Genomic DNA, 17,787 nt, shown 5'->3' with positions numbered 1-17,787 from the left:
CCACCTGGCCGTGCGCAGGTCCACGAATCTGCTTCGCCCCGCCTTCCGCCGTCGGCCTCACACCGTCACCAGGTCCTTGAGCTGCTCGTAGCGGGCGTCGCCGATGCCGTCGACCTGGCGCAGGTCACCGACCGAGCGGAAGCCGCCGTGCTGGTCCCGGTGGGTCAGGATGCGCTGGGCGAGCACCGGACCGACCCCGGGCAGCCCGTCGAGCTGCGCCAACGTCGCGGTGTTGAGGTTGACCAGCCCGCCCGGTACAGCCGGGCCACCGGCGGCCGGGGGCGCGGCGGCGCCGGGCTGGCCGGGCGGCGCGGCGACCCCGACCAAAATCAGCTCCCCGTCGGCCACCTTGCGGGCCGGGTTGAGCAGGGCCACGTCCACACCGGGGAGCGCACCGCCGGCCGCCTGCACCGCGTCGGCCACCCGCGCGCCGGCCGGCACCCGGACCAGGCCGGGGCGGCGTACCTTGCCGGCGACCGCGACGACCAGCTCGCCGGTGCCGGTCGCGGTGGCCTCGGGTGCGGTGGAGACCTCGGGTGCGGACACCGACGCCACCGGGCGGACCGGTTCGGCCTGCGGCCGGGACCGCCAGGCCCAGCAGCCGGCCCCGAGCACCACGAGCACCGCTACGGCGGCGAGCGCCCGCACGCCACGTCGCCCGGGGTCGAAGGCACCCGGCCCGGGCAACCGCGACGCCGGGGCGACGGTGGGAACGTGCTCGTCGGGTAGCGGCACCCCGTAGTCGGCCTCGTCAACGGCCGCCAAGGGAGTCGATGTCGTCGGGGCGGAACGTCGCGGCCGGCCGGACGGAGACGACGCGGCGAGGTCGGCGGACGGGCCGAGCGGGGATGCGGAAGCCGAATCGGCGGCCGGACCGGACTGGGACACCGGAGCCGGTTCGGCGGGTGGCGGGGCGGGCGGGAGGTGCGACGCCTCGCCCCCGGACGGCACCGCCCGGACCAGCCGGAACAGCCGCTGCCGCACCATCGTCTCCTCGTCGTGTGACACGCGGCGAGGCTAGGGAGGAAAGGACCGGCGCCACCGGCCGACGGTCACCACCTGTGGACGAGGCAGAGCCCTGTGGACAACGGCCTGATCATGCGAGGCCGTGCTATGTGAAGCCCGCGGATCAGCAGGCCCCCGGTCGAGGCCCAACACCGCCCGTACCGTCGCCCGGCCGGCATCCGCGCGCCGATCCTGGGCGACGACTAAGGCTGGCGTCAGCTAGTCGACCGCCCGCCGCTACATGCCCAGGAACAAGCCCGAGGTGGCGTCACCATCCGGTGCTCTACCTGCCCAGATCCTGTTGACCGCGTGAGAGGATCTTGCTGTGAGTGAAGACGAGCCGAAGAAGCTCAACCTGACCATTGAGGACTGGTTGGCGATTCGCCACATGCTCACCTGCCCGGAGAGGACCGAGATGGACCCCGTCACCAAGCAAGCCTGGCAGATCATCCAAGCTGCGCCGGCCTTCGGCGCTGCCCTCGTGCGTCGGGTGCGGGACGCCATCTTCCCCGGGCAGCTTGACGCTACGTACGAGGGTCAGACGTGGATCGTGGTGGTGGAGTACCCTGCCGTGCCGGTCGAGCCGTACGAGGAGCCTGACGGCCCGATGCCTGACGAGCGCAGGGGTCGGATGATCAGCGCCACCATCGACGGCACCAGCAGGACGAGAATGACCGCCGAGGTCGTGGCTGACGACAAGGCGGTGGCCGAGCGGATCGCCCTCGGTGTCGTCCGATGGTGGGCGCACATTCTCCGGCTGCCCGAGCCCGATCGGGTACACGTCATGGACAACGAGCCCCCAGCGTAGGCGGGATACCCGAAGTGGCACCGCGGGCCCGACTCTCTCCATCACGAGGGGTCGGGCCTTTGCCGTATCCGGCTCAGTCTGGCTGGTGAGCACGGCTCACCAGGGGCCCGGCGCCGCCCGTCCCACCTCAACCGGTCCGCCGTAGCAGGACCCAAGCCCCCGCCCAGACGGACTCTGTTGGCGAATCCGTCCCGCCGCCAGCGTCTCTGGTTCAGGACCCGAGTCGATCTACGGTAGCCTCCCGACATGGGTTCAACCTGGTCGATGGCCAAGCGCCTCGGCCTGCTGTGGATCGTTGCAGTGCTGCTCCTTGTTCTGTTCGCGCACGGAGCACGTGCCGAGTACCTGCCGATCGAGGCGCTCACCGCCGGCGTCTGGGCGGCGCTCCTCGGCATGGGCGCATTCCTGGCGAACCGGCTGGCGAGGTGGGGGCACGCCACAGGCGCCGTCGTGCTGCTGGGCGTCGCGACCCTGGTTGCCTGCGATGTGGCGGTCGTCGTCGACAGTGCGTTGATCTACCACGTGGCCGGTTACTGGACGCTCAACGATGGTGTCGGCCTGCCGTACTCATACGCGCCGCTGTGGTACCCGGCCTCGCTGCTGCCGTCGTCGGTGGACATCTTTGGCGTCGATCAAACGACTATCACCGCAGGCGATTCCGAGTGGCAGACGGAGCACATCGCTCCTGTGGCCGTGGTGCTGACCATCGCATCAGCCGTCTTCATCGCTCCCGTGGTGCGGGCGCTGTTCAGAAGCCGGCAGGCCGGCCCGGAACTTCGGCCTGGACCGGCCAATTCATAACTCTGTCGACGGTCACCAGAGAACCGCCGGGTGTGCCATGCGGGGCGGCGGATCTCCGCGTCGTCGCCCGCGTGAAACTGCCCGCCCCGGCCAATTGAGACCCGGCCCGGTGGTCAGCACACGGGGATCCGGGTAACGCAAAGCCCCGGCACCCATCAGTGGTGGCCGGGGCTCGCCGTCCGCATCCGAGTCAGCCCACAGGGCCGATCGACTTCGCCAGGTTCACGAAGCTCTGCCAGGATGCCGGCCCGAAGCTCAGCGTGCCGCCATCGCGGTCCTTCGTGTCCCGGACGAGGACGACGCCCGGGAGATTGTCGGCGACCTCGACGCACGAGCCGCCGTTGTTGCCGCTCTTGGTGCTCTTGCGCCACTGCGCGCCGGTCATGTCCATGATGCTGCCGCTTTCTTGATGAGGTCGAGGGACTGGGCCCGAGGTAGAGCCTCACCCACAATGCGCGCCCACCGTCGTTCGAGGGTAGCAATTTCCGGCCCCTGCTCGATGATCTGCGCACGAGCCTGGCCGTCCACATGCGCCACCCGCAGACCGTCGGTCAGGTCTGCCAGGATGATCGGTCCGCCGAGCCCGGCGTACATGCCGACGTCCCTCGGCACGACGTGGATCTGCACAGACGGCAGCGCGGCACACTCGATCAGGTAGTCGAGCTGGTCGGCCATGAGTGCGGCGTCTCCATAGGCCGAGCGGTACAACACCGCCTCGTCGATGACGGCGATGAGCAGGGGCGGGCGCTCCCGTCGCAGGACGGCCTGCCGGTTGAGGCGCGCGGCGACGAGTTGGTCCACCTCATCCGCGGTCAGCGCCTCGCCGGCCAGCGTCGCTTGCGCGTAAGCCTGGGTCTGGAACAGGCCGGGTACCCAGGCCAGCTCGAACCACCGCAGCGCGACCGCCTCGCGCTCCCAGTCGACCCACGCACGCAACCAGGTTGGTTCCCGTCGTTTGAGTACGTCCGGCCAAAGGTCCTCCATCTCGCGCCCGAGGATCGCGGCGACCTGGGCTCGGTGGCGCGTCTGTGGGATCCGTCCCGGGTTCGCCCACTTGGCTGCCGTCTTCGGGTCGACCCCGATCTGAGCAGCGAGGCTGTCCGCCGTCTCGCCCGCCGCCGACATCGCTTCGATGACCGCGTGATTCATCCACAGCCTCCCCGGAACGATCCGAACGTCTGAAAAGGATAGTGCAACGCAGTGTATTCATCCCAACACGAGCGGCAAGGCTGGTCGAAACGGCGTGGTCGGTGGAGGCGAAGCCCGGCGACCACGTTCGTGGGGGTCGCCTCGGAGGGGATGGCGAGGCGGCCCCGCCCGATCTCGACCCCGGGGAGCGATGTGCCGGAAGAGAAGATGTCGGGGCGGCGGCCCCACAACCGCATCCCGGAGTCGCGCTGGTCCAGCCGGTCGACGCCCAGGGCCGGATCGCGGGACGCGCCGACGTTCCGCTCCGGCGACGTGCTGTACCTGACCCGCGCCGCCAGCGTGCAGTTCAGCCGACCGATCGTGGTGCGGGTGATCCGCGAGCTGACCGACCGGCATCCGTACCACGGCTGGTCGTGGATCGAGGGTTACGAGCTGAACGCGCGCGGCACGGCGGTGGCGAAGCGGGAGCTGTTCGTGCTGCTGAACGGCGTGCGCTGGCTGTCCAGAGCCCCGGCCAGGCGCGCTGCTCCGCCGGGTCGCGCTGCTCCGCGTGACCGGTGACGGCGGACACTCAGGCGCGGTGCACGACGTCGGCCGGGGCCGGCCCGGCGAGGGTCAGCGGGCCTCCGGGTCCAGCCCCAGCACCGCCCGTCCCCCGTCGACCGGCAGGGTCACCCCGTTCACGAAGGTCGCCGACAGCAGGTACGCCACCGCCTCCGCCACCTCGTCGACGCGACCGGCCCGGCCGACCGGATGCAGCCGGGCCAGCTCCGCCTCAATCCACTCCACCTCGGCGGGCTCCCGTTCGGCCAGGAACGCGGCATGCCGCTCGGTGTGGATCGAGCCGAGCGCGACGGCGTTGGTGCGCACTCCCCGGGGCCCGTACTCCACGGCCAGCGCCCGGGTCAGCCCCTCGACCGCCGCCTTGGCGGTGGCGTACGGCAGGCAGCCCGGCACCGGCCGGCGGGCCTGGTGCGAGGAGACGTTGACGATCGCGCCTCCGGTGCCGGCGGCGAGGAACCGGCGCACCGCCGTCGTCGCGCCGACCAGGGCCGGGCGCACGTTCAGTCCGATGAGGTCCCACACCTGCGCCGGCGGCGCGGAGTGCACCGAGGCGTCCCGGAACACCGCCGCGTTGTTGACCCAGCCGGCCAGCGGCGCAGCCCCCTCGGCCAGGTCGGCGGCGTGTGCGGCGACGGCTTCGTCCGCCGCGTCGCCGACCACCGGCACCAGCCGGTCGGCGGCGGAGTGCGCCGGCAGCCACGCCAGGGCGTCCGGGTCCCGCTCGACGACGACCACCGTGCCTCCGGAGTCCAGCAGTCGTTCCGTCACGGCACGGCCGACACCACGGCCACCGCCGGTCACCACGTAAGACATCGTCCACACACCCGAGATCAGGGCCGGCGGTGCACGACCACGCTGGCCAGGCCCGGCCCGGCGTGGGCGGCGACCACCGCGCCGGCCTCGGAGACGTACGTGTCGTGCAGCCGGTCGCCGAGCCGCTCGGTGAGCGCTTCGAGGAGCTGTTCGGCTCGCTGCGGCGCGGCGAGGTGGTGCACCCCGAGGTCCACCTCGGCGTCGCCGGCCGCCTCGACCGCCAGGTCGACCAGGCGGGCCACGCCCCGGCTGGCGGTGCGCACCTTGTCCCGGACCACGATCGCGCCGTCCGGCATGTGCATGATCGGCTTGACCGAGAGGGCGGTGCCGAGCAGCGCCTCGGCGGCGTTGATCCGGCCGCCCCGGCGGAGGAACTCCAGCGTGTCGACGTAGAAGTAGATGGTGGTGCGGTCGACGGTGGCCTGGGCGGCCTGCCGTACCTCGGAAAGGTCGGCGCCGGCCGCGGCGGCGGTGGCGGCGGCGAGCACCGGGAAGCCGAGGCCCATGCCGGTGGCGCGGCTGTCGACCACCTCGACCCGGTCGCCCAGCCCGGCGGCGGCCAACCGGGCCGCCTCGACGGTGCCGGAGAGTTCCGCCGACAGGTGCACCGACACCACGCCGTCCGCGCCGGCGTCCAGCAGTTCCCGGTACGTCCGCGCGAACTGCTCCGGGGCCGGGCGGGAGGTGCTGACCGAGACCCGCCGGCCGCCGAGCACCCGGGTGGCGTCGGCGGGGAAGGTCTCGATCCCCTCCAGCCCCTCCGCGCCGTTGAGCACGACGGTCAGGGGCACCACGGTGAGCCGGTGCGCCCGCACCAGCTCGGGCGGGAGGTAGGCGGTGGAGTCGGTGACGACCGCGACGGGCATGCCCGGCACGCTAGCCGATGTCGCGACCGAGTGCCCGGGCCGGATGACCAGGAAGCTGTCTCAGACCGCTTCGCCGGGTGTCGGCCGGGCGATCAGCCCGACATTGTGGGCGCGCAGGTGCCAACCCCGGACGTCGTCGTGGCGCAGCTCGGTCCAGTGGCAGTTGGCCAGGGAGCCGATGGTGCGCAGCACGGTGTGGTCCCAGCCGAGCAGGTGACCGACGCCCTGCCGGGCCGCGCCGCCGTGGGTGGCCACCACGATGGTGCCGCCGGATCCGAGGTCGGCCGCGTCCTGGAGCGCCGACCCGACCCGCTTGCCGAGGTCGTCGAGGGTCTCGATCTCCGCGCCCGGGTCCGGGTCGCCGGCCCGCCAGCGCGCGTACTCCTCGGGGAAGCGGGCAGCGGCGTCGGTGAGGGCCAGTCCCTGCCAGCGGCCGAAGTGGCGCTCGCGCAGCCGGGCGTCGGCGCGTACCGGAAGGCCGGTGAGCGCGGCGAGCGCGGCGGCGGTGGCGGCGGCCCGGCTGAGGTCGGAGGCGACGATGGCGTCCGGACGCAGGGCCGCGAGCAGCGGCGCGGCGGTGCGCGCCTGCTCGTGGCCCAGGTCGTTCAACGCCACGTCGGTCTGCCCCTGGACGCGGCTGGCGGCGTTCCAGTCGGTGTTGCCGTGCCGCCAGACGATCAGGCGGGTCATTCCGCGCTGGAGGTGCCGGCGGAGGCGTCCGCCTCGACCAGGTCCCGATCCACGAACGGGATCTGGGGGCAGTCCTTCCAGAGCCGGTCGAGGGCGTAGAACTCGCGCTCCTCGGTGTGCTGCACGTGCACGACGATGTCGACGTAGTCGAGCAGCACCCAGCGACCGCCCCGCTCGCCCTCGCGGCGCACCGGCTTGGCCTTCTCCGGCAGCTCGAGCAGCCGCTCCTCGATGGCATCGACGATGGCCAGCACCTGACGCTCGTTGGGGGCCGCGGCGAGGACGAACGCGTCGGTGATGGCGAGCTGGTCGCCCACGTCGATGATGACGATGTCCTGCGCCTTCTTGTCGGCCGCGGCCTGGGCGGCGGCCATCGCCAGCTCGTGAGCGCGTTCGGAAACTGTCACCGTTCTCCTTCGATCAACCGTACGACCCTCCAAGCGTCTCATACCCGGGGGCGCGACGACTTGTCAGTTCTGGTCGATTATCCGGACAGACGCTCACATACCAGGGCGGTTCACTGCTGGTAGAGCCGGCGTTTCGCGATGTACTGCACCACACCGTCCGGCAGCAGGTACCAGACCGGCTCCCCCCGGGCCACCCGCTCGCGGCAGTCGGTGGAGGAGATCGCCATCGCCGGGACCTGCACCAGGCTCACCGTGTCGGCGGGCAGGTGCTTGTCGGTGAGCTCGAACCCGGGGCGGGTCACGCCGATGAAGTGGGCCAGCTCGAAGATCTCGTCCAGGTCCTTCCAGGAGAGGATCTTGTCCAGCGCGTCCGCGCCGGTGATGAAGTAGAGCTGCACCTTCGGGCCGTACTCGGCGTGCAGGTCGCGCAGGGTGTCGACGGTGTAGGTGGGGCCACTGCGGTCGATGTCCACCCGGCTGACCTGGAAGCGGGGGTTGGAGGCGGTGGCGATCACCGTCATCAGGTAGCGGTCCTCGGCGGGGCTGACCGGCTCGTCCGCCTTCTGCCACGGCTGACCGGTCGGGACGAAGACCACCTCGTCCAGGCCGAACCGGTCGGCCACCTCGCTCGCCGCCACCAGGTGCCCGTGGTGGATCGGGTCGAAGGTGCCGCCCATGATGCCGATCCGCCGGATGTCTTCCTCCACCCGACGATCGTAGGCCGGGGACGGCCGGCGGCCCGTCGGGGCCGCCGGACCGTCCCAACCTCCGGCTTGACTCAGGCGGACGCGGCGGCCACCGCCGTCCGCGCGACCAGCGCGCGGCGCAGGTCGTCGTCCAGGTCGGTGACCCAGCGGCGCAGCCCGGGCGTCAGGTCGTCGCGGGCCAGCAGCGCCGCGGCCAGCTCCCGGGTGGGCTGCGCCACGGCGTACCGGGGGAACGCCAGGGTGGTCACCCGGTCGGCCGTCCAGGCGGTACGCAGCCGCGCGGCCGCCGGCATGTCGGCGAAGTACCGCTCGACGTACGGCGCCGTCAGCTCGGCCTGCTCGGGCTGCCAGAAGCCCTCGGCGGTCGCCTCGACCAGCCGGTTGGACAGTTCGGTGCTGCTGGTCACGATCTCCCAGGCGACCCGCTTGGCCTCGGCGTCCGGCAGCGCCGCCCGGCAGCACGCGGCCCGTTCCGCCCCGGTGGCGCTGCGGTCGGCGGCCGCCTGCGCGGCGATCTCCGGCTCGCCCGCCGCACCTAGCACCACCAGCCGCAGCAGCAGCGCCCAGCGCAGGTCGGTGTCCACCGCCAGCCCTTCCGGCACCCCGTCCCCGGCCAGCCACCCGGCGAGCAGCCCGGTGTCGGTGCTGGCGGCGATCAGGCCCCGCGCGGCGGCGAGCTGCAACGAGCCGCCGGCCGGCGCCCCGGCGAGCAGCGCGGCGCACGCCCCGGCGACCCGCAGCAGCGCGGCGTCCCGGGCCAGCGGGTCGAGGTAGCGGTCGATCAGGCCGCGGCTCAGCGTCAGCACGTCCTCGGCGATGATCACCTCGGTCTCGGCGGGCAGCGCCGCGGCGATCAGCGCGACCACGGCGGCGACCGGGCGCTCCCCGTCCCGGGCGGCGTCCAGCGCCTCACCCCAGAGCAGCGCCCGGGCGAGCGGGTCAGCCAGCCCCGGCAGCACCAGCGGCACCGCGTCGGCGGAGGCGGCGTCGAGGCGGATCTTGGCGAAGGTCAGGTCGCCGTCGTTGGGCAGCAGCAGGCCGGTGGCGGGCTCGCCGATCAGCGCGGTCAGCTCGGTGCGGCCCTTGTCGGTGTCCGGGTCGAGGTCCACCTCGACGCGGCGCACCGTGCCGTCGGGGGCGTACCGGCCCACGCCGACCCGGTGCGGGCGCAGCACGGGGTGGGCGTCCGGGGCGGTCTGCACCAGGGCGGCGTCGACCCAGCGGCCGTCGGCGTCCACCGCCGTCTCCATCCGCAGCGTGTTGACCTGGGGGCGGCGCAGCCAGCGCTCCGCCCAGTCGGTGAGGTCCCGGCCGCTGGCCGAGCTGAGGCTGGCCAGCAGGTCGGCCAGGGTGGCGTTGCCGAACCGGTGGGCGGCGAAGTGGGCGTTCAGGCCGGCCAGGAATGCCTCGTCGCCCAGCCAGGCGACCAGCTGCCGGAGCACGCTGGCGCCCTTGGCGTACGAGATGCCGTCGAAGTTGAGCAGGCCCTGGGCGGCGTCGCGGACCTCCTGCGGAGCCACCGGGTGGGTGGAGGGACGTTGGTCGGCGGTGTACCCCCACGCCTTGCGGCGCATCGCGAAGGTCGTCCAGGCCCGGTCGAAGCGGGTCGCCTCGGCGGTCACCCGGGTGCCCAGGTACTCCGCGAACGACTCGTTGAGCCACAGGTCGTCCCACCACCGCATGGTCACCAGGTCGCCGAACCACATGTGCGCCATCTCGTGGGCGATGGTGGTGGCCCGCAGCTCCCGCTGGGTGTCGGTGACCGCCGACCGGAAGACGTAGTCGTCGCGGAGGGTGACCAGACCCGGGTTCTCCATCGCGCCGGCGTTGAACTCCGGCACGAACGCCTGGTCGTACTTGGCGAACGGATAGCGCTCGGCGAAGAGCTGGTGGAAGCGGTCGAGGCACTGCCGGGTGACGGTGAGGATCTCGTCGATGTCGGCGTCCAGGTGCTCGGCCAGGGAACGCCGGCAGTAGACACCGAGCGGGATGCCGTCGTGCTCGGCGCGGCGCACGTGCCAGGGGCCGGCGATCAGCGAGACGAAGTACGTGGCCAGCGGCGCGGTCGGGGCGAACTCCCAGCGCCCCGGCCAGGGGTTGGCGGCGAGCTGCCCGTTGGCGGCGACCGTCCACTCCGGCGGGGCGGTCACCGACAGGGTCACCGGCGCCTTCAGGTCGGGCTGGTCGAAGGCGGCGAAGAGCCGCTGCACGTCGTCCAGGAAGGACATCGCGTAGAGGTAGGTCTCGCCGTCGGCCGGGTCGACGAAGCGGTGCATCCCCTCGCCGGTGTTCGAGTACGCCATCTCGGCGGTGACCGTCAGCGTGTTCTCCCCGGCCAGCCCGGTCAGCGGCAGCCGGTTGTCGGCCAGCGCCTCCGGGTCGAGGTCCCGGTCGTTGAGGCGCGCCCCGAGCAGTCGGGCGGGTTTGACCTCGACGAAGGTGTCGGCTCCGGGGGTGGCCCGGAACCGGATGGTGGCGGTGGAGCGGAACCGCTCGCCGCCGCCGGTCAGGTCGAGGTCCACGTCGTAGGACTCGACGGTGATCAGCGCGCGACGCGCGGTCGCCTCTACACGGGTCAGGCTCGGCATCCGCTTATCCTGCCCGACGGGGAACCGGACGGGCTCCCCATGACGCGTGGTGATGGAGGACGAACAATGGGTCAGCACCCCAAGGGCGATTTCGACCTGTCCCGGGCGGTCTGGCAGCGAGCCGAGGGCGACACCTCCGACAGTGCGGTCGAGGTGGCCTTCGTCGACGACCTGATCGGCATGCGCAACTCCGCCGAGCCGGACGGGCCGGTGCTGGTCTTCACCCAGGCCGAGTGGGACGCCTTCGTCGCGGGCGCGCAGGACGGCGAGTTCGACCTGGACTGAGCGCCGCGCGCCGCGGGGCCGGGGGCACGCCCGGTCGACGTCGGGCCGGCGGCCCGGCGGTGTCGCCCGCCATCGGGACACCGCCGGTCGCCGGCCCGCCGCGGCTCACCCGTCACCCTCGCCCCAGCCGAGGCCACCGGGGCCTGCGGCGTGGTGGAAGCCGGGATGACCGGCCACGTCGGCGCAGCGCTCGCCGTCCGGCCCCGGCGCGCCGCAGAAGAGCCGCTCGGCCCGGTGCCAGGCGTCGGCCGGTGAGAGGGCTGCCGCGCCGAGCACCAGCTCCGGACGGAGCAGGCTCAACGCCTCGGCGTACGCGACGGCGAGGTCGCGGGCGTGCTCCGGCCCGTCCGCCTCGAAGCCGAGGTGGGCGGTGAAGCGCCGGGGCGGCCGGGGCGCCCGCCGGGCGGCGGTGATCAGCGGTGGACCGTCGGCTCCGCCGGACCGGCCGCTCCCGAACGCCTCGACCACCCGCCGCTGCCGCCAGTACGGCGGCCTGTTGTCCCGCATCGGCCCTCCCCGTCGTCACGCCGGCCGTACACCGTGGCCGGCCCGGAGACGAGGAAACCAGGTTTCCGGCGTCCTGGGAGGGGCCAGCGGACGGCCTCGTCGACTGGCCCACACCCCCGGAGGTGTCCCCGACGCCGGTCCGGGGGGATTCAGTGGCCCCGGCCTGGGTAACGCCATCCGGTCGACCAGTGCGGCCGGCCGCTGTCACCCGCGTCAGGAGAGTCCGATGGTCACCACTCCCGTCGACCGCAGCCCGGAGGGCTCCCTGGCGTTCCTGCGCGAGGGATACCGGTACATCGGCTCCCGCTGCGACCGCTACGGCAGCGACATCTTCCAGACCCGGCTGCTGCTGGAACGGACGATCTGCCTGCGCGGCCGGCCGGCGGCGGTGCTCTTCTACGACCCGGAGCGGTTCCAGCGCGAGGGCGCGATGCCCATGCGGGGCCAGTGGACGCTGACCGGTCGGGGCGGCGTACAGGGGTTGGACGGATCGGTGCACACCGACCGCAAGGCCATGCTCTTGTCGATCATGACGCCCGGCGCGGTCCGGCAGCTCGGGCAGCTCTTCGCCGACGAGTGGACCACCCGCATCCCGGTCTGGGAGCAGTCCGGTCGGGTGGTCCTCTACGACGAGGTCGCCCGGATGCTGACCCGGGCGGTCTGCGCCTGGGCGGGCATCCCGCTGGCCTCGAGCCAGGTCGCCCGCCGCACCGACGAGCTGCACGCGATGATCGACGCTCCGGCGGCGCTCGGGCCCCGGCACTGGCGCGGACTGCTCGGCCGCCGCCGGGGCCAACGGTGGGCCGGCGACGTGGTGGAGCGGGCCCGGGTCGGCACGCTGCCCGCGCCCGAGGGCAGCGCGCTGCGGGCGATCGCCGAGCACCGGGACGCCCAGGGCCGGCTGCTGCCCCGCCGGGTCGCCGCGGTGGAGCTGCTCAACGTGCTGCGCCCCACCGTCGCCATCGACCGGTACGTGGTCTTCGCCGCCCTGGCCCTGCACGACCACCCGACCTGGCGGGAGCGGGTCCGGGCCGGCGACGAGGCCACCGAGTGCTTCGTGCAGGAGGTCCGCCGCTACTACCCGTTCTTCCCGGTGGTCGCCGCCCGGGTCCGGCGCTCCTTCGACTGGCAGGGCCACCACTTCCCGCGCGGCCGGCGGGTGCTGCTCGACCTGTACGGCACCAACCACCACCCCGACCTCTGGCCGGAACCGGAACGGTTCCGCCCGGAACGCTTCGCCGGCTGGCGCGACGACCCGTACGGCTTCGTGCCGCAGGGCGGCGGCGAGCACCTGGGCGGACACCGCTGCGCCGGCGAGTGGATCACCATTGAGCTGATGAAGCGGGCGGTCACCATGCTGACCACCGCCATGCGGTACGAGGTGCCACCGCAGAACCTGGCGCTGAATCTGGGCCGGATGCCGACCCTGCCGCCCAGCGGCTTCGTCATCGACGACGTGCGCCGCACCGGCTGAGCCCCGGCCCGGCGCGACGCACGCGCCCGCCGGTCAGGCCATCGCCGGGTGCAGGACGCTGCGCAGGCAGGCGTCCTGCTTCTTCTCGAAGATCTCGTAGCCGCGCACGCCCTCCTCCAACGACATCGGGTGGGTGGCCAGGTAGCCCGGGTCGATCTCGCCGGCGGCGAGGCGGTCCAGCAGCATCGGGATGTAGCGCTGGGCGTGCATCTGCCCCATCCGCAGCACCAGGGCCTTGTTCATCGCCGCGCCGAGGGGGAACTTGTCGACCAGCCCGCCGTAGACGCCGACGATGCTCACCGTGCCGCCCTTGCGGCAGGCCATGATCGCCTGACGGACGGAGGTGGGCCGGTCGGTGCTCAGCCGGGCGCTCTGCTTGGCCTTGTCGTAGGCGTACGCCGGGCCGACGTCGTGCGCCTCCATGCCGACCGCCTCGATGCAGGCGTCCGGTCCCCGGCCGGCGGTCATCTCCCGCAGCGCCTCCAGCACGTCGGTCTCGGCGTAGTTGATCGTCTCCACCCCGAGCCGGTCGGCGGCCGTGGCGAGCCGCTCCGGCAGCCGGTCGATGACGATGACCCGCCCGGCGCCGAGCAGCTGGGCGGCGCGGGCGGCCATCTGGCCCACCCCGCCGGCACCCCAGACCGCCACCACCTCGCCGCCGGAGAGCCCGCAGAAGTCGGCCGCCATCCAGCCGGTGGGCATGGCGTCGGAGGCGAAGACGACCGCGTCGTCGGGCACCCCGTCGGGGACCTTGAACGCGCCGATGTCGCCGAACGGCACCCGGATGTACTCGGCGTGGCTGCCGGAGTAGCCGCCGGCGGCGTGCGAGTAGCCGAGGATGCCGGCCGGCGAGTGGCCCCACAGCTTCTCCGGCACGACCGGCTGCGGGTTGGAGTTGTCGCAGAGCGAGAACTGCTCGGTGCGGCAGTACCAGCAGCCGCCGCAGGCCACCACCGAGCCGACCACCACCCGGTCGCCGACGCGCAGCCGGCGCACGCCCGGCCCGGTCTCCACCACCTCGCCCATGAACTCGTGGCCGAGGATGTCGCCCTCCCGCATGGCCGGCAGGAACCCGTTGATCAGGTGCAGGTCGGAGCCGCAGACGCTGCTGGCCCGGACCTTGACGATGATGTCCCCCTCGGCCCGGACGCGCGGCTCGGGCACGTCCCGGACCGCCAGCTTGCCGACCCCTTCCCAGCACAGCGCCCTCACGCCCGTCCTCCCGTCGTCAGCCGCTCGCGAACCTGGTCGGTCGCGGCCTCCTGCGCGGGGCTGCGCCCCGAGGGGTCGCGCCGGGTGTCGATCACCTGGCCGGCCTCGATCAGCGACTTGATCCGCCGCAGCGCGTCGCGCAGCGCCAGGTCGGGTTCGTCGCCGCGGGCCAGGCCCAGCAGCCGGCCCAGCGGGCCGCCGGCGCGGTAGCGCAGCTCGGCCCGGATCTCGGTGCCCCGGTCCTGGGGCGCGGGGGTCAGGTCCACGTGTCCCTGCTGCGGCACCGGGCCGTCGGTGACCCGCCAGCTGAGCCGGCCGGGACCGTCGACGGTGATCTCGGCCCGCCATTCGGTGCCACCACCGGCGGGGTCGCTGGCGACGCAGCGCCACCGGTTCTCTTCGAACTGTTCGAGGGTGGCCCACTCGGCCAGGGCCCGGTCCAGTCGTTCCCGATCGGTCCAGAAGCCGATGACGGCGTCCATCGGCCGGTCCACGGTGATCCCCCGGCGCACCACGTACCAGCCGCCCTGCCGCTCCGGCTGGTGCCGGCGGCGCCGCCGGGCCACCAGCCGGCCGACCCCGACCGCGGTCGCCGTGGTGGCGCCGAGCAGCACCCACCTCGTTCCGTTGCTGGTCATCACGTCTCCTCCGCCCGAGCGCCCGGAGATGGCGCCCGCATCCCGGTGCGCTACCCGACGTGAACGCGTCGAAACGCCCCGTTTGATCGGTCGGGTTCCGGGCATGCCGTCACGAACACCGTTTCCGGGAGGCAGCGTTGCCCTTCGACGCGAGCGAGTACGGCCGGCACATCCCCGCGGACGTCTACGACCTGACCTTCGCCCACCTCTCCCCCGACGCGGCCGTGGACCGCCTGGCGGCGCTCGCCGACGGCGGCCCGGTCTGCGAGTTCGGCATCGGCACCGGCCGGCTGGCCCTGCCGCTGCGCGAGCGGGGGCTCACCGTGGTCGGGATCGACGGGTCGGCGGAGATGGCGGCCCGGCTGCGGGCCAAGCCGGGCGGCGAGCGGATCGAGGTGTCCATCGGCGACTTCACGCAGGCTCGGGTTCCGGGCCAGTACGCCCTGGTGCTGCTCGCGTTCAACACGATCTTCGCGCTGCCCGACCAGGACGCCCAGGTCGCCTGCTTCCGCAACGCCGCCGCGCACCTGCGGCCCGGGGGCCGGTTCGTGGTGGAGGCCTGGGTGCCCGACCCCGGCGCGTTCCGGGGCGGCACGGCGCTGCGCCCGGTGCACGTCGCGCAGGACGCGGTGCTGCTGGAGGCAGCCCGGTTGCACCCCGCCGAGCAGCGGATGACCACCACCAAGATCCGACTCGGCAACGACGGGGTGCGGCTGCTGCCCGCCAACCACCGCTACGCCTGGCCGGCCGAGCTGGACCTGATGGCCCGGCTGGCCGGGATGAGCCGGGAACACCGGTGGGTCGACTGGTCCGGCGGCCCCTTCACCGACGACAGCCGGGAGCACGTGTCCGTGTACCGGTGCCCGGAATCGGCGTGAGCGCCCCGGCCCGGCGCCGGCCGGTCGCCGGTCCGGCGGTGGCCGCCCCCGAGCCGTCGGCCGTCGCCGCCGGTCCGGTCCCGCCCGAGCCGGCGGACCCGGCCGCGGTCCGCGCGCCGCGGCGCGGCGTCCGCCCCGATCGGCTCCCCGTCGAATACGTCCTGCCGCTGCGCTGGTCCGACGACGCCGACCTGGCCGAGCTGACCGGGTACCTGCGGTCGATCGCCGCGCTGGTCGACGTGACCGTGGTGGACGGCTCCCCGCCGGAGGTCTTCGCCCGGCACGCCGCCGCGTGGCGCGGCATCCTCCGGCACGTGGTCCCCGACCCGGCGGTGCGCGGGGTGAACGGCAAGGTCCGCGGCGTGCTCAGCGGCGTCGCGATGGCCCGGCACGAGCATGTGGTGATCGCCGACGACGACGTCCGGTACGACGAGCCGGGGCTGCGCGCCGTGCACCGGCTGCTCGACACCGCCGACCTGGTCCGGCCGCAGAACTACTTCGACCCGCTGCCCTGGCACGCCTGGTGGGACACCGGTCGGACCCTGCTCAACCGGGCGCTCGCTGCCGACTACCCGGGCACCCTGGCGGTGCGCCGGAGCACCTTCCGCGCCATGGGGGGCTACGACCCGGACGTGCTCTTCGAGAACCTGGAGCTGATCCGCACGGTGCGGGCGTACGGCGGGACCGAGGCGGCGCCGGCCGGGCTCTACGTACGCCGGCTGCCGCCGACCGCGGCGCACTTCCGGGGCCAACGGGTCCGCCAGGCGTACGACGACCTGGCCCAGCCGGTGCGGCTGCTGACCTCGCTGGCGGTGCTGCCCGGCGTGCTGGCCGCGCTGGCCGCCCGACGGCCCGGTGCGCTGCTCGTGGCCGGCGCCGCGACGGTCGCCCTGGCCGAGCGGGGCCGGCGGCGGGCCGGTGGCGCCGCGGTCTTCCCGCCGACCACCGCGCTGGCCGCCCCGCTGCGGCTGCTGGAGCGCGGCACCTGTGCCTGGCTCGCCCTGGCCCGGCGGGTCCTGCGCGGCGGCGTCTGGTACGCCGACGGCCGGGTACGCCGCGCCGCCCACTTCGAACACACCCTCCGCCGCCGCGTCACCGCGCGCTGATCCCCGGCGCCCACACTGCCGAGGACGCCGAGCGGGTCCGGACGTCACACACCTCGCGGCCACGTCCCGGCGGAAGCCGGGAGTGGCCGCGAGCTGCGGTGTACGACGTAGGTGCCTCGGGTCAGTACCGCACCTGTTCGCGGGACTGCTGCGCCTGGTCCTTGACGTCCTGGGCGGCCGACTTGCTGTCGTCCTTGACCGCGTGGACGGCGTCCTGGGCGGTGGACTTCACCGACTCGGTGGCCCGCTGCGCGGGCTCGCGCAGCTCATCCTTGATCTCGCCGGCGACCTCGCCCAGCTTCTCCTTCACCACCCCGCTGTGCTCGGCGGCCTTCTCCTTGACCTGGGCGGCCAGCTCCTGCTCCCGGCGGGTGGCCGGGATCAGCGAGGACACCAGCATGCCGACGCCGAAGGCGATCAGGCCGGCGGCCACCGGGTTGCCCTCGGACTTCTGCCGGATCACCTGCGGCGCCCGCTGGGCGGCGTCACCGACCGTCGAGGCGGCCGAGTGGGCCTTGTCGCCGACGGTCGAGGCGGCGGAGTGGGCCTTGTCGCTGACGGTGGAGGCCGCCGAGGAGGTGCGGTCGCCGACCGAGTGGGCGGCGTGGCCGGTGCTGTGGCCGAGGTCGGAAGCGCTACCCATAACCTTTTCCCTCACATTCTGCAGCGCGCTGCGCACGCGCTGCTTACGGTCGTCGACGATGCGGCCGGGGCTGACCTTGTACGCCAGCGCGTCCACGTCGGAGCTCAGGCTGTTGCGGGTCGCCTCGATCTCCCGGCGGATCTGGTCGGGATCGGTGCTCATCGGGTGACTCCCTCCGGGTGCGGCTTCAGCGCGTCGGGGATGCGCTGCACGCTGTCGTTGGTCTGCTTGAGGCCGCGAATGCGCTCGGCGTTCTTCTTGGCCATGGAGTAGAGGACGGCGGCGATGACCGCCCAGATCACGGCGACGATCAGCGCGGCCAGGCCCGAATCCATCACGTTGTCCAGGGCCTGCCACAGCGCGACGGACAGGAACAGGGCCACCATGTAGCCGCCGAAGCCGGCACCGCCGAAGAGGCCAGCGGCCTTGCCGGCCTTCTTCCCCTCCTGGCGGATCTCGGCCTTGGCCAGGTCCACCTCCTGCCGCATCAGGGTGGACAGGTCGGTGGTGACCTGACGCATCAGCTCACCGAGGGAACTGCCCCTGACCTCGTCCGCGGTGTGCGGCGCACCCGCGGGGTGGTACCCGGAGTCCAGTCCGGACCCCTGCGTCGGCATGCTCATGCCGCCGCCTCCCTTCGGATGAC

The 17,787-nt window shown here is 73.4% G+C and carries 21 protein-coding genes; 7 read left to right on the top strand and 14 right to left on the bottom strand.

Features of this window, described 5'->3' with window-relative positions; genetic code table 11:
* Nucleotides 1-57: 57 nt before the first annotated feature.
* Nucleotides 58-1,008, bottom strand: a complete 951-nt coding sequence (locus tag ACTMS9_RS06730; RefSeq protein WP_441164466.1) for a helix-hairpin-helix domain-containing protein — start codon at nucleotides 1,006-1,008, stop codon at nucleotides 58-60.
* 322 nt (nucleotides 1,009-1,330) lie between these two features.
* Between ACTMS9_RS06730 and ACTMS9_RS06725 the strand changes: the two genes are divergently transcribed.
* On the top strand, nucleotides 1,331-1,813 hold the full coding sequence (locus ACTMS9_RS06725; protein WP_441164465.1) for a hypothetical protein: 483 nt from the start codon (nucleotides 1,331-1,333) through the stop codon (nucleotides 1,811-1,813).
* 246 nt (nucleotides 1,814-2,059) lie between these two features.
* On the top strand, nucleotides 2,060-2,614 hold the full coding sequence (locus ACTMS9_RS06720) for a hypothetical protein (protein WP_441164464.1): 555 nt from the start codon (nucleotides 2,060-2,062) through the stop codon (nucleotides 2,612-2,614).
* Between the two features lie 190 nt (nucleotides 2,615-2,804).
* On the opposite strand, the gene ACTMS9_RS06715 is transcribed toward ACTMS9_RS06720, so the two are convergent.
* Together ACTMS9_RS06715 and ACTMS9_RS06710 are read right to left on the bottom strand one after the other, a co-directional pair.
* Nucleotides 2,805-2,999 (bottom strand): DUF397 domain-containing protein, encoded by a 195-nt coding sequence (locus ACTMS9_RS06715; protein WP_334455076.1) that lies wholly within the window; start codon nucleotides 2,997-2,999, stop codon nucleotides 2,805-2,807.
* Complete coding sequence (locus ACTMS9_RS06710; RefSeq protein ID WP_441164463.1) at nucleotides 2,996-3,763, bottom strand: DUF5753 domain-containing protein; 768 nt, start codon at nucleotides 3,761-3,763, stop codon at nucleotides 2,996-2,998. The genes ACTMS9_RS06715 and ACTMS9_RS06710 overlap by 4 nt, the downstream gene beginning before the upstream one ends.
* A 192-nt stretch (nucleotides 3,764-3,955) precedes the next feature.
* On the opposite strand from ACTMS9_RS06710, the gene ACTMS9_RS06705 reads away from it, so the two are divergent.
* On the top strand, nucleotides 3,956-4,324 hold the full coding sequence (locus ACTMS9_RS06705) for a hypothetical protein (RefSeq protein ID WP_441164462.1): 369 nt from the start codon (nucleotides 3,956-3,958) through the stop codon (nucleotides 4,322-4,324).
* A 54-nt stretch (nucleotides 4,325-4,378) separates the two neighbouring features.
* Here the strand turns inward: ACTMS9_RS06705 and ACTMS9_RS06700 are convergent, their stop codons facing one another.
* The 6 genes from ACTMS9_RS06700 to pepN form a co-directional block, all read right to left on the bottom strand.
* Nucleotides 4,379-5,140, bottom strand: a complete 762-nt coding sequence (locus tag ACTMS9_RS06700; RefSeq protein WP_441164461.1) for an SDR family NAD(P)-dependent oxidoreductase — start codon at nucleotides 5,138-5,140, stop codon at nucleotides 4,379-4,381.
* A 17-nt stretch (nucleotides 5,141-5,157) separates the two neighbouring features.
* A complete protein-coding gene (locus tag ACTMS9_RS06695) occupies nucleotides 5,158-6,006 on the bottom strand; it encodes a DegV family protein (RefSeq protein ID WP_441145845.1) in 849 nt (282 codons plus the stop codon).
* A 60-nt stretch (nucleotides 6,007-6,066) separates the two neighbouring features.
* Nucleotides 6,067-6,696 carry a histidine phosphatase family protein gene (locus tag ACTMS9_RS06690; protein WP_441164460.1) on the bottom strand — a complete coding sequence of 210 codons (630 nt, stop codon included), beginning with the start codon at nucleotides 6,694-6,696 and terminating at the stop codon, nucleotides 6,067-6,069.
* Complete coding sequence (gene rsfS / locus ACTMS9_RS06685; RefSeq protein WP_238450564.1) at nucleotides 6,693-7,103, bottom strand: ribosome silencing factor; 411 nt, start codon at nucleotides 7,101-7,103, stop codon at nucleotides 6,693-6,695. Before rsfS ends, ACTMS9_RS06690 begins: the two co-directional genes overlap by 4 nt.
* Before the next feature lie 110 nt (nucleotides 7,104-7,213).
* On the bottom strand, nucleotides 7,214-7,810 hold the full coding sequence (gene nadD, locus ACTMS9_RS06680) for a nicotinate-nucleotide adenylyltransferase (RefSeq protein WP_441164459.1): 597 nt from the start codon (nucleotides 7,808-7,810) through the stop codon (nucleotides 7,214-7,216).
* A gap of 71 nt (nucleotides 7,811-7,881) precedes the next feature.
* Nucleotides 7,882-10,398 (bottom strand): aminopeptidase N, encoded by a 2,517-nt coding sequence (gene pepN, locus ACTMS9_RS06675; protein ID WP_441164458.1) that lies wholly within the window; start codon nucleotides 10,396-10,398, stop codon nucleotides 7,882-7,884.
* A 66-nt stretch (nucleotides 10,399-10,464) separates the two neighbouring features.
* On the opposite strand from pepN, the gene ACTMS9_RS06670 reads away from it, so the two are divergent.
* Nucleotides 10,465-10,683, top strand: coding sequence for a DUF397 domain-containing protein (locus ACTMS9_RS06670; RefSeq protein ID WP_067312494.1), 219 nt, complete (start codon nucleotides 10,465-10,467; stop codon nucleotides 10,681-10,683).
* Nucleotides 10,684-10,788: 105 nt separating this feature from the next.
* On the opposite strand, the gene ACTMS9_RS06665 is transcribed toward ACTMS9_RS06670, so the two are convergent.
* Complete coding sequence (locus ACTMS9_RS06665) at nucleotides 10,789-11,190, bottom strand: hypothetical protein (RefSeq protein WP_280841050.1); 402 nt, start codon at nucleotides 11,188-11,190, stop codon at nucleotides 10,789-10,791.
* Nucleotides 11,191-11,416: 226 nt separating this feature from the next.
* On the opposite strand from ACTMS9_RS06665, the gene ACTMS9_RS06660 reads away from it, so the two are divergent.
* Complete coding sequence (locus ACTMS9_RS06660) at nucleotides 11,417-12,664, top strand: cytochrome P450 (protein ID WP_441164457.1); 1,248 nt, start codon at nucleotides 11,417-11,419, stop codon at nucleotides 12,662-12,664.
* A 33-nt stretch (nucleotides 12,665-12,697) separates the two neighbouring features.
* Here the strand turns inward: ACTMS9_RS06660 and ACTMS9_RS06655 are convergent, their stop codons facing one another.
* Nucleotides 12,698-13,876, bottom strand: coding sequence for a zinc-dependent alcohol dehydrogenase (locus tag ACTMS9_RS06655; protein ID WP_334570183.1), 1,179 nt, complete (start codon nucleotides 13,874-13,876; stop codon nucleotides 12,698-12,700).
* Nucleotides 13,873-14,514, bottom strand: coding sequence for an SRPBCC family protein (locus tag ACTMS9_RS06650; RefSeq protein ID WP_441145857.1), 642 nt, complete (start codon nucleotides 14,512-14,514; stop codon nucleotides 13,873-13,875). Before ACTMS9_RS06650 ends, ACTMS9_RS06655 begins: the two co-directional genes overlap by 4 nt.
* Before the next feature lie 137 nt (nucleotides 14,515-14,651).
* Here ACTMS9_RS06650 and ACTMS9_RS06645 point away from each other — a divergent pair, with 137 nt between their 5' ends.
* Together ACTMS9_RS06645 and ACTMS9_RS06640 are read left to right on the top strand one after the other, a co-directional pair.
* On the top strand, nucleotides 14,652-15,392 hold the full coding sequence (locus ACTMS9_RS06645) for a class I SAM-dependent DNA methyltransferase (RefSeq protein ID WP_441145859.1): 741 nt from the start codon (nucleotides 14,652-14,654) through the stop codon (nucleotides 15,390-15,392).
* A complete protein-coding gene (locus tag ACTMS9_RS06640) occupies nucleotides 15,389-16,498 on the top strand; it encodes a glycosyltransferase (protein ID WP_441164456.1) in 1,110 nt (369 codons plus the stop codon). The genes ACTMS9_RS06645 and ACTMS9_RS06640 overlap by 4 nt, the downstream gene beginning before the upstream one ends.
* 121 nt (nucleotides 16,499-16,619) lie before the next feature.
* Here ACTMS9_RS06640 and ACTMS9_RS06635 read toward each other — a convergent pair whose 3' ends face one another.
* Together ACTMS9_RS06635 and ACTMS9_RS06630 are read right to left on the bottom strand one after the other, a co-directional pair.
* Complete coding sequence (locus tag ACTMS9_RS06635; protein ID WP_441164455.1) at nucleotides 16,620-17,303, bottom strand: DUF3618 domain-containing protein; 684 nt, start codon at nucleotides 17,301-17,303, stop codon at nucleotides 16,620-16,622.
* Nucleotides 17,300-17,764: a phage holin family protein gene (locus ACTMS9_RS06630; RefSeq protein ID WP_441145865.1), complete on the bottom strand. Its 465-nt coding sequence runs from the start codon at nucleotides 17,762-17,764 to the stop codon at nucleotides 17,300-17,302. Before ACTMS9_RS06630 ends, ACTMS9_RS06635 begins: the two co-directional genes overlap by 4 nt.
* Nucleotides 17,765-17,787 lie beyond the last annotated feature (23 nt).

This window comes from Micromonospora sp. L31 (assembly GCF_052068075.1).
Taxonomy (GTDB): domain Bacteria; phylum Actinomycetota; class Actinomycetes; order Mycobacteriales; family Micromonosporaceae; genus Micromonospora; species Micromonospora purpureochromogenes.
Note: the sequence above shows the minus strand (reverse complement) of the source record. Positions and strands in the feature narration are given on the sequence as shown.

What these genes read in the sequence shown, in the direction of transcription:
- ACTMS9_RS06715 (WP_334455076.1), bottom strand. Translation starts at nt 2,999, where the DNA reads ATGACCGGCGCGCAGTGGCGCAAGAGCACCAAGAGCGGCAACAACGGC.
- ACTMS9_RS06635 (WP_441164455.1), bottom strand. Translation starts at nt 17,303, where the DNA reads ATGAGCACCGATCCCGACCAGATCCGCCGGGAGATCGAGGCGACCCGC.
- ACTMS9_RS06660 (WP_441164457.1), top strand. Translation starts at nt 11,417, where the DNA reads ATGGTCACCACTCCCGTCGACCGCAGCCCGGAGGGCTCCCTGGCGTTC.
- ACTMS9_RS06710 (WP_441164463.1), bottom strand. Translation starts at nt 3,763, where the DNA reads ATGAATCACGCGGTCATCGAAGCGATGTCGGCGGCGGGCGAGACGGCG.
- ACTMS9_RS06665 (WP_280841050.1), bottom strand. Translation starts at nt 11,190, where the DNA reads ATGCGGGACAACAGGCCGCCGTACTGGCGGCAGCGGCGGGTGGTCGAG.
- ACTMS9_RS06650 (WP_441145857.1), bottom strand. Translation starts at nt 14,514, where the DNA reads ATGACCAGCAACGGAACGAGGTGGGTGCTGCTCGGCGCCACCACGGCG.
- ACTMS9_RS06670 (WP_067312494.1), top strand. Translation starts at nt 10,465, where the DNA reads ATGGGTCAGCACCCCAAGGGCGATTTCGACCTGTCCCGGGCGGTCTGG.
- ACTMS9_RS06720 (WP_441164464.1), top strand. Translation starts at nt 2,060, where the DNA reads ATGGGTTCAACCTGGTCGATGGCCAAGCGCCTCGGCCTGCTGTGGATC.
- pepN (WP_441164458.1), bottom strand. Translation starts at nt 10,398, where the DNA reads ATGCCGAGCCTGACCCGTGTAGAGGCGACCGCGCGTCGCGCGCTGATC.
- ACTMS9_RS06695 (WP_441145845.1), bottom strand. Translation starts at nt 6,006, where the DNA reads ATGCCCGTCGCGGTCGTCACCGACTCCACCGCCTACCTCCCGCCCGAG.
- ACTMS9_RS06700 (WP_441164461.1), bottom strand. Translation starts at nt 5,140, where the DNA reads ATGTCTTACGTGGTGACCGGCGGTGGCCGTGGTGTCGGCCGTGCCGTG.
- ACTMS9_RS06630 (WP_441145865.1), bottom strand. Translation starts at nt 17,764, where the DNA reads ATGAGCATGCCGACGCAGGGGTCCGGACTGGACTCCGGGTACCACCCC.
- ACTMS9_RS06690 (WP_441164460.1), bottom strand. Translation starts at nt 6,696, where the DNA reads ATGACCCGCCTGATCGTCTGGCGGCACGGCAACACCGACTGGAACGCC.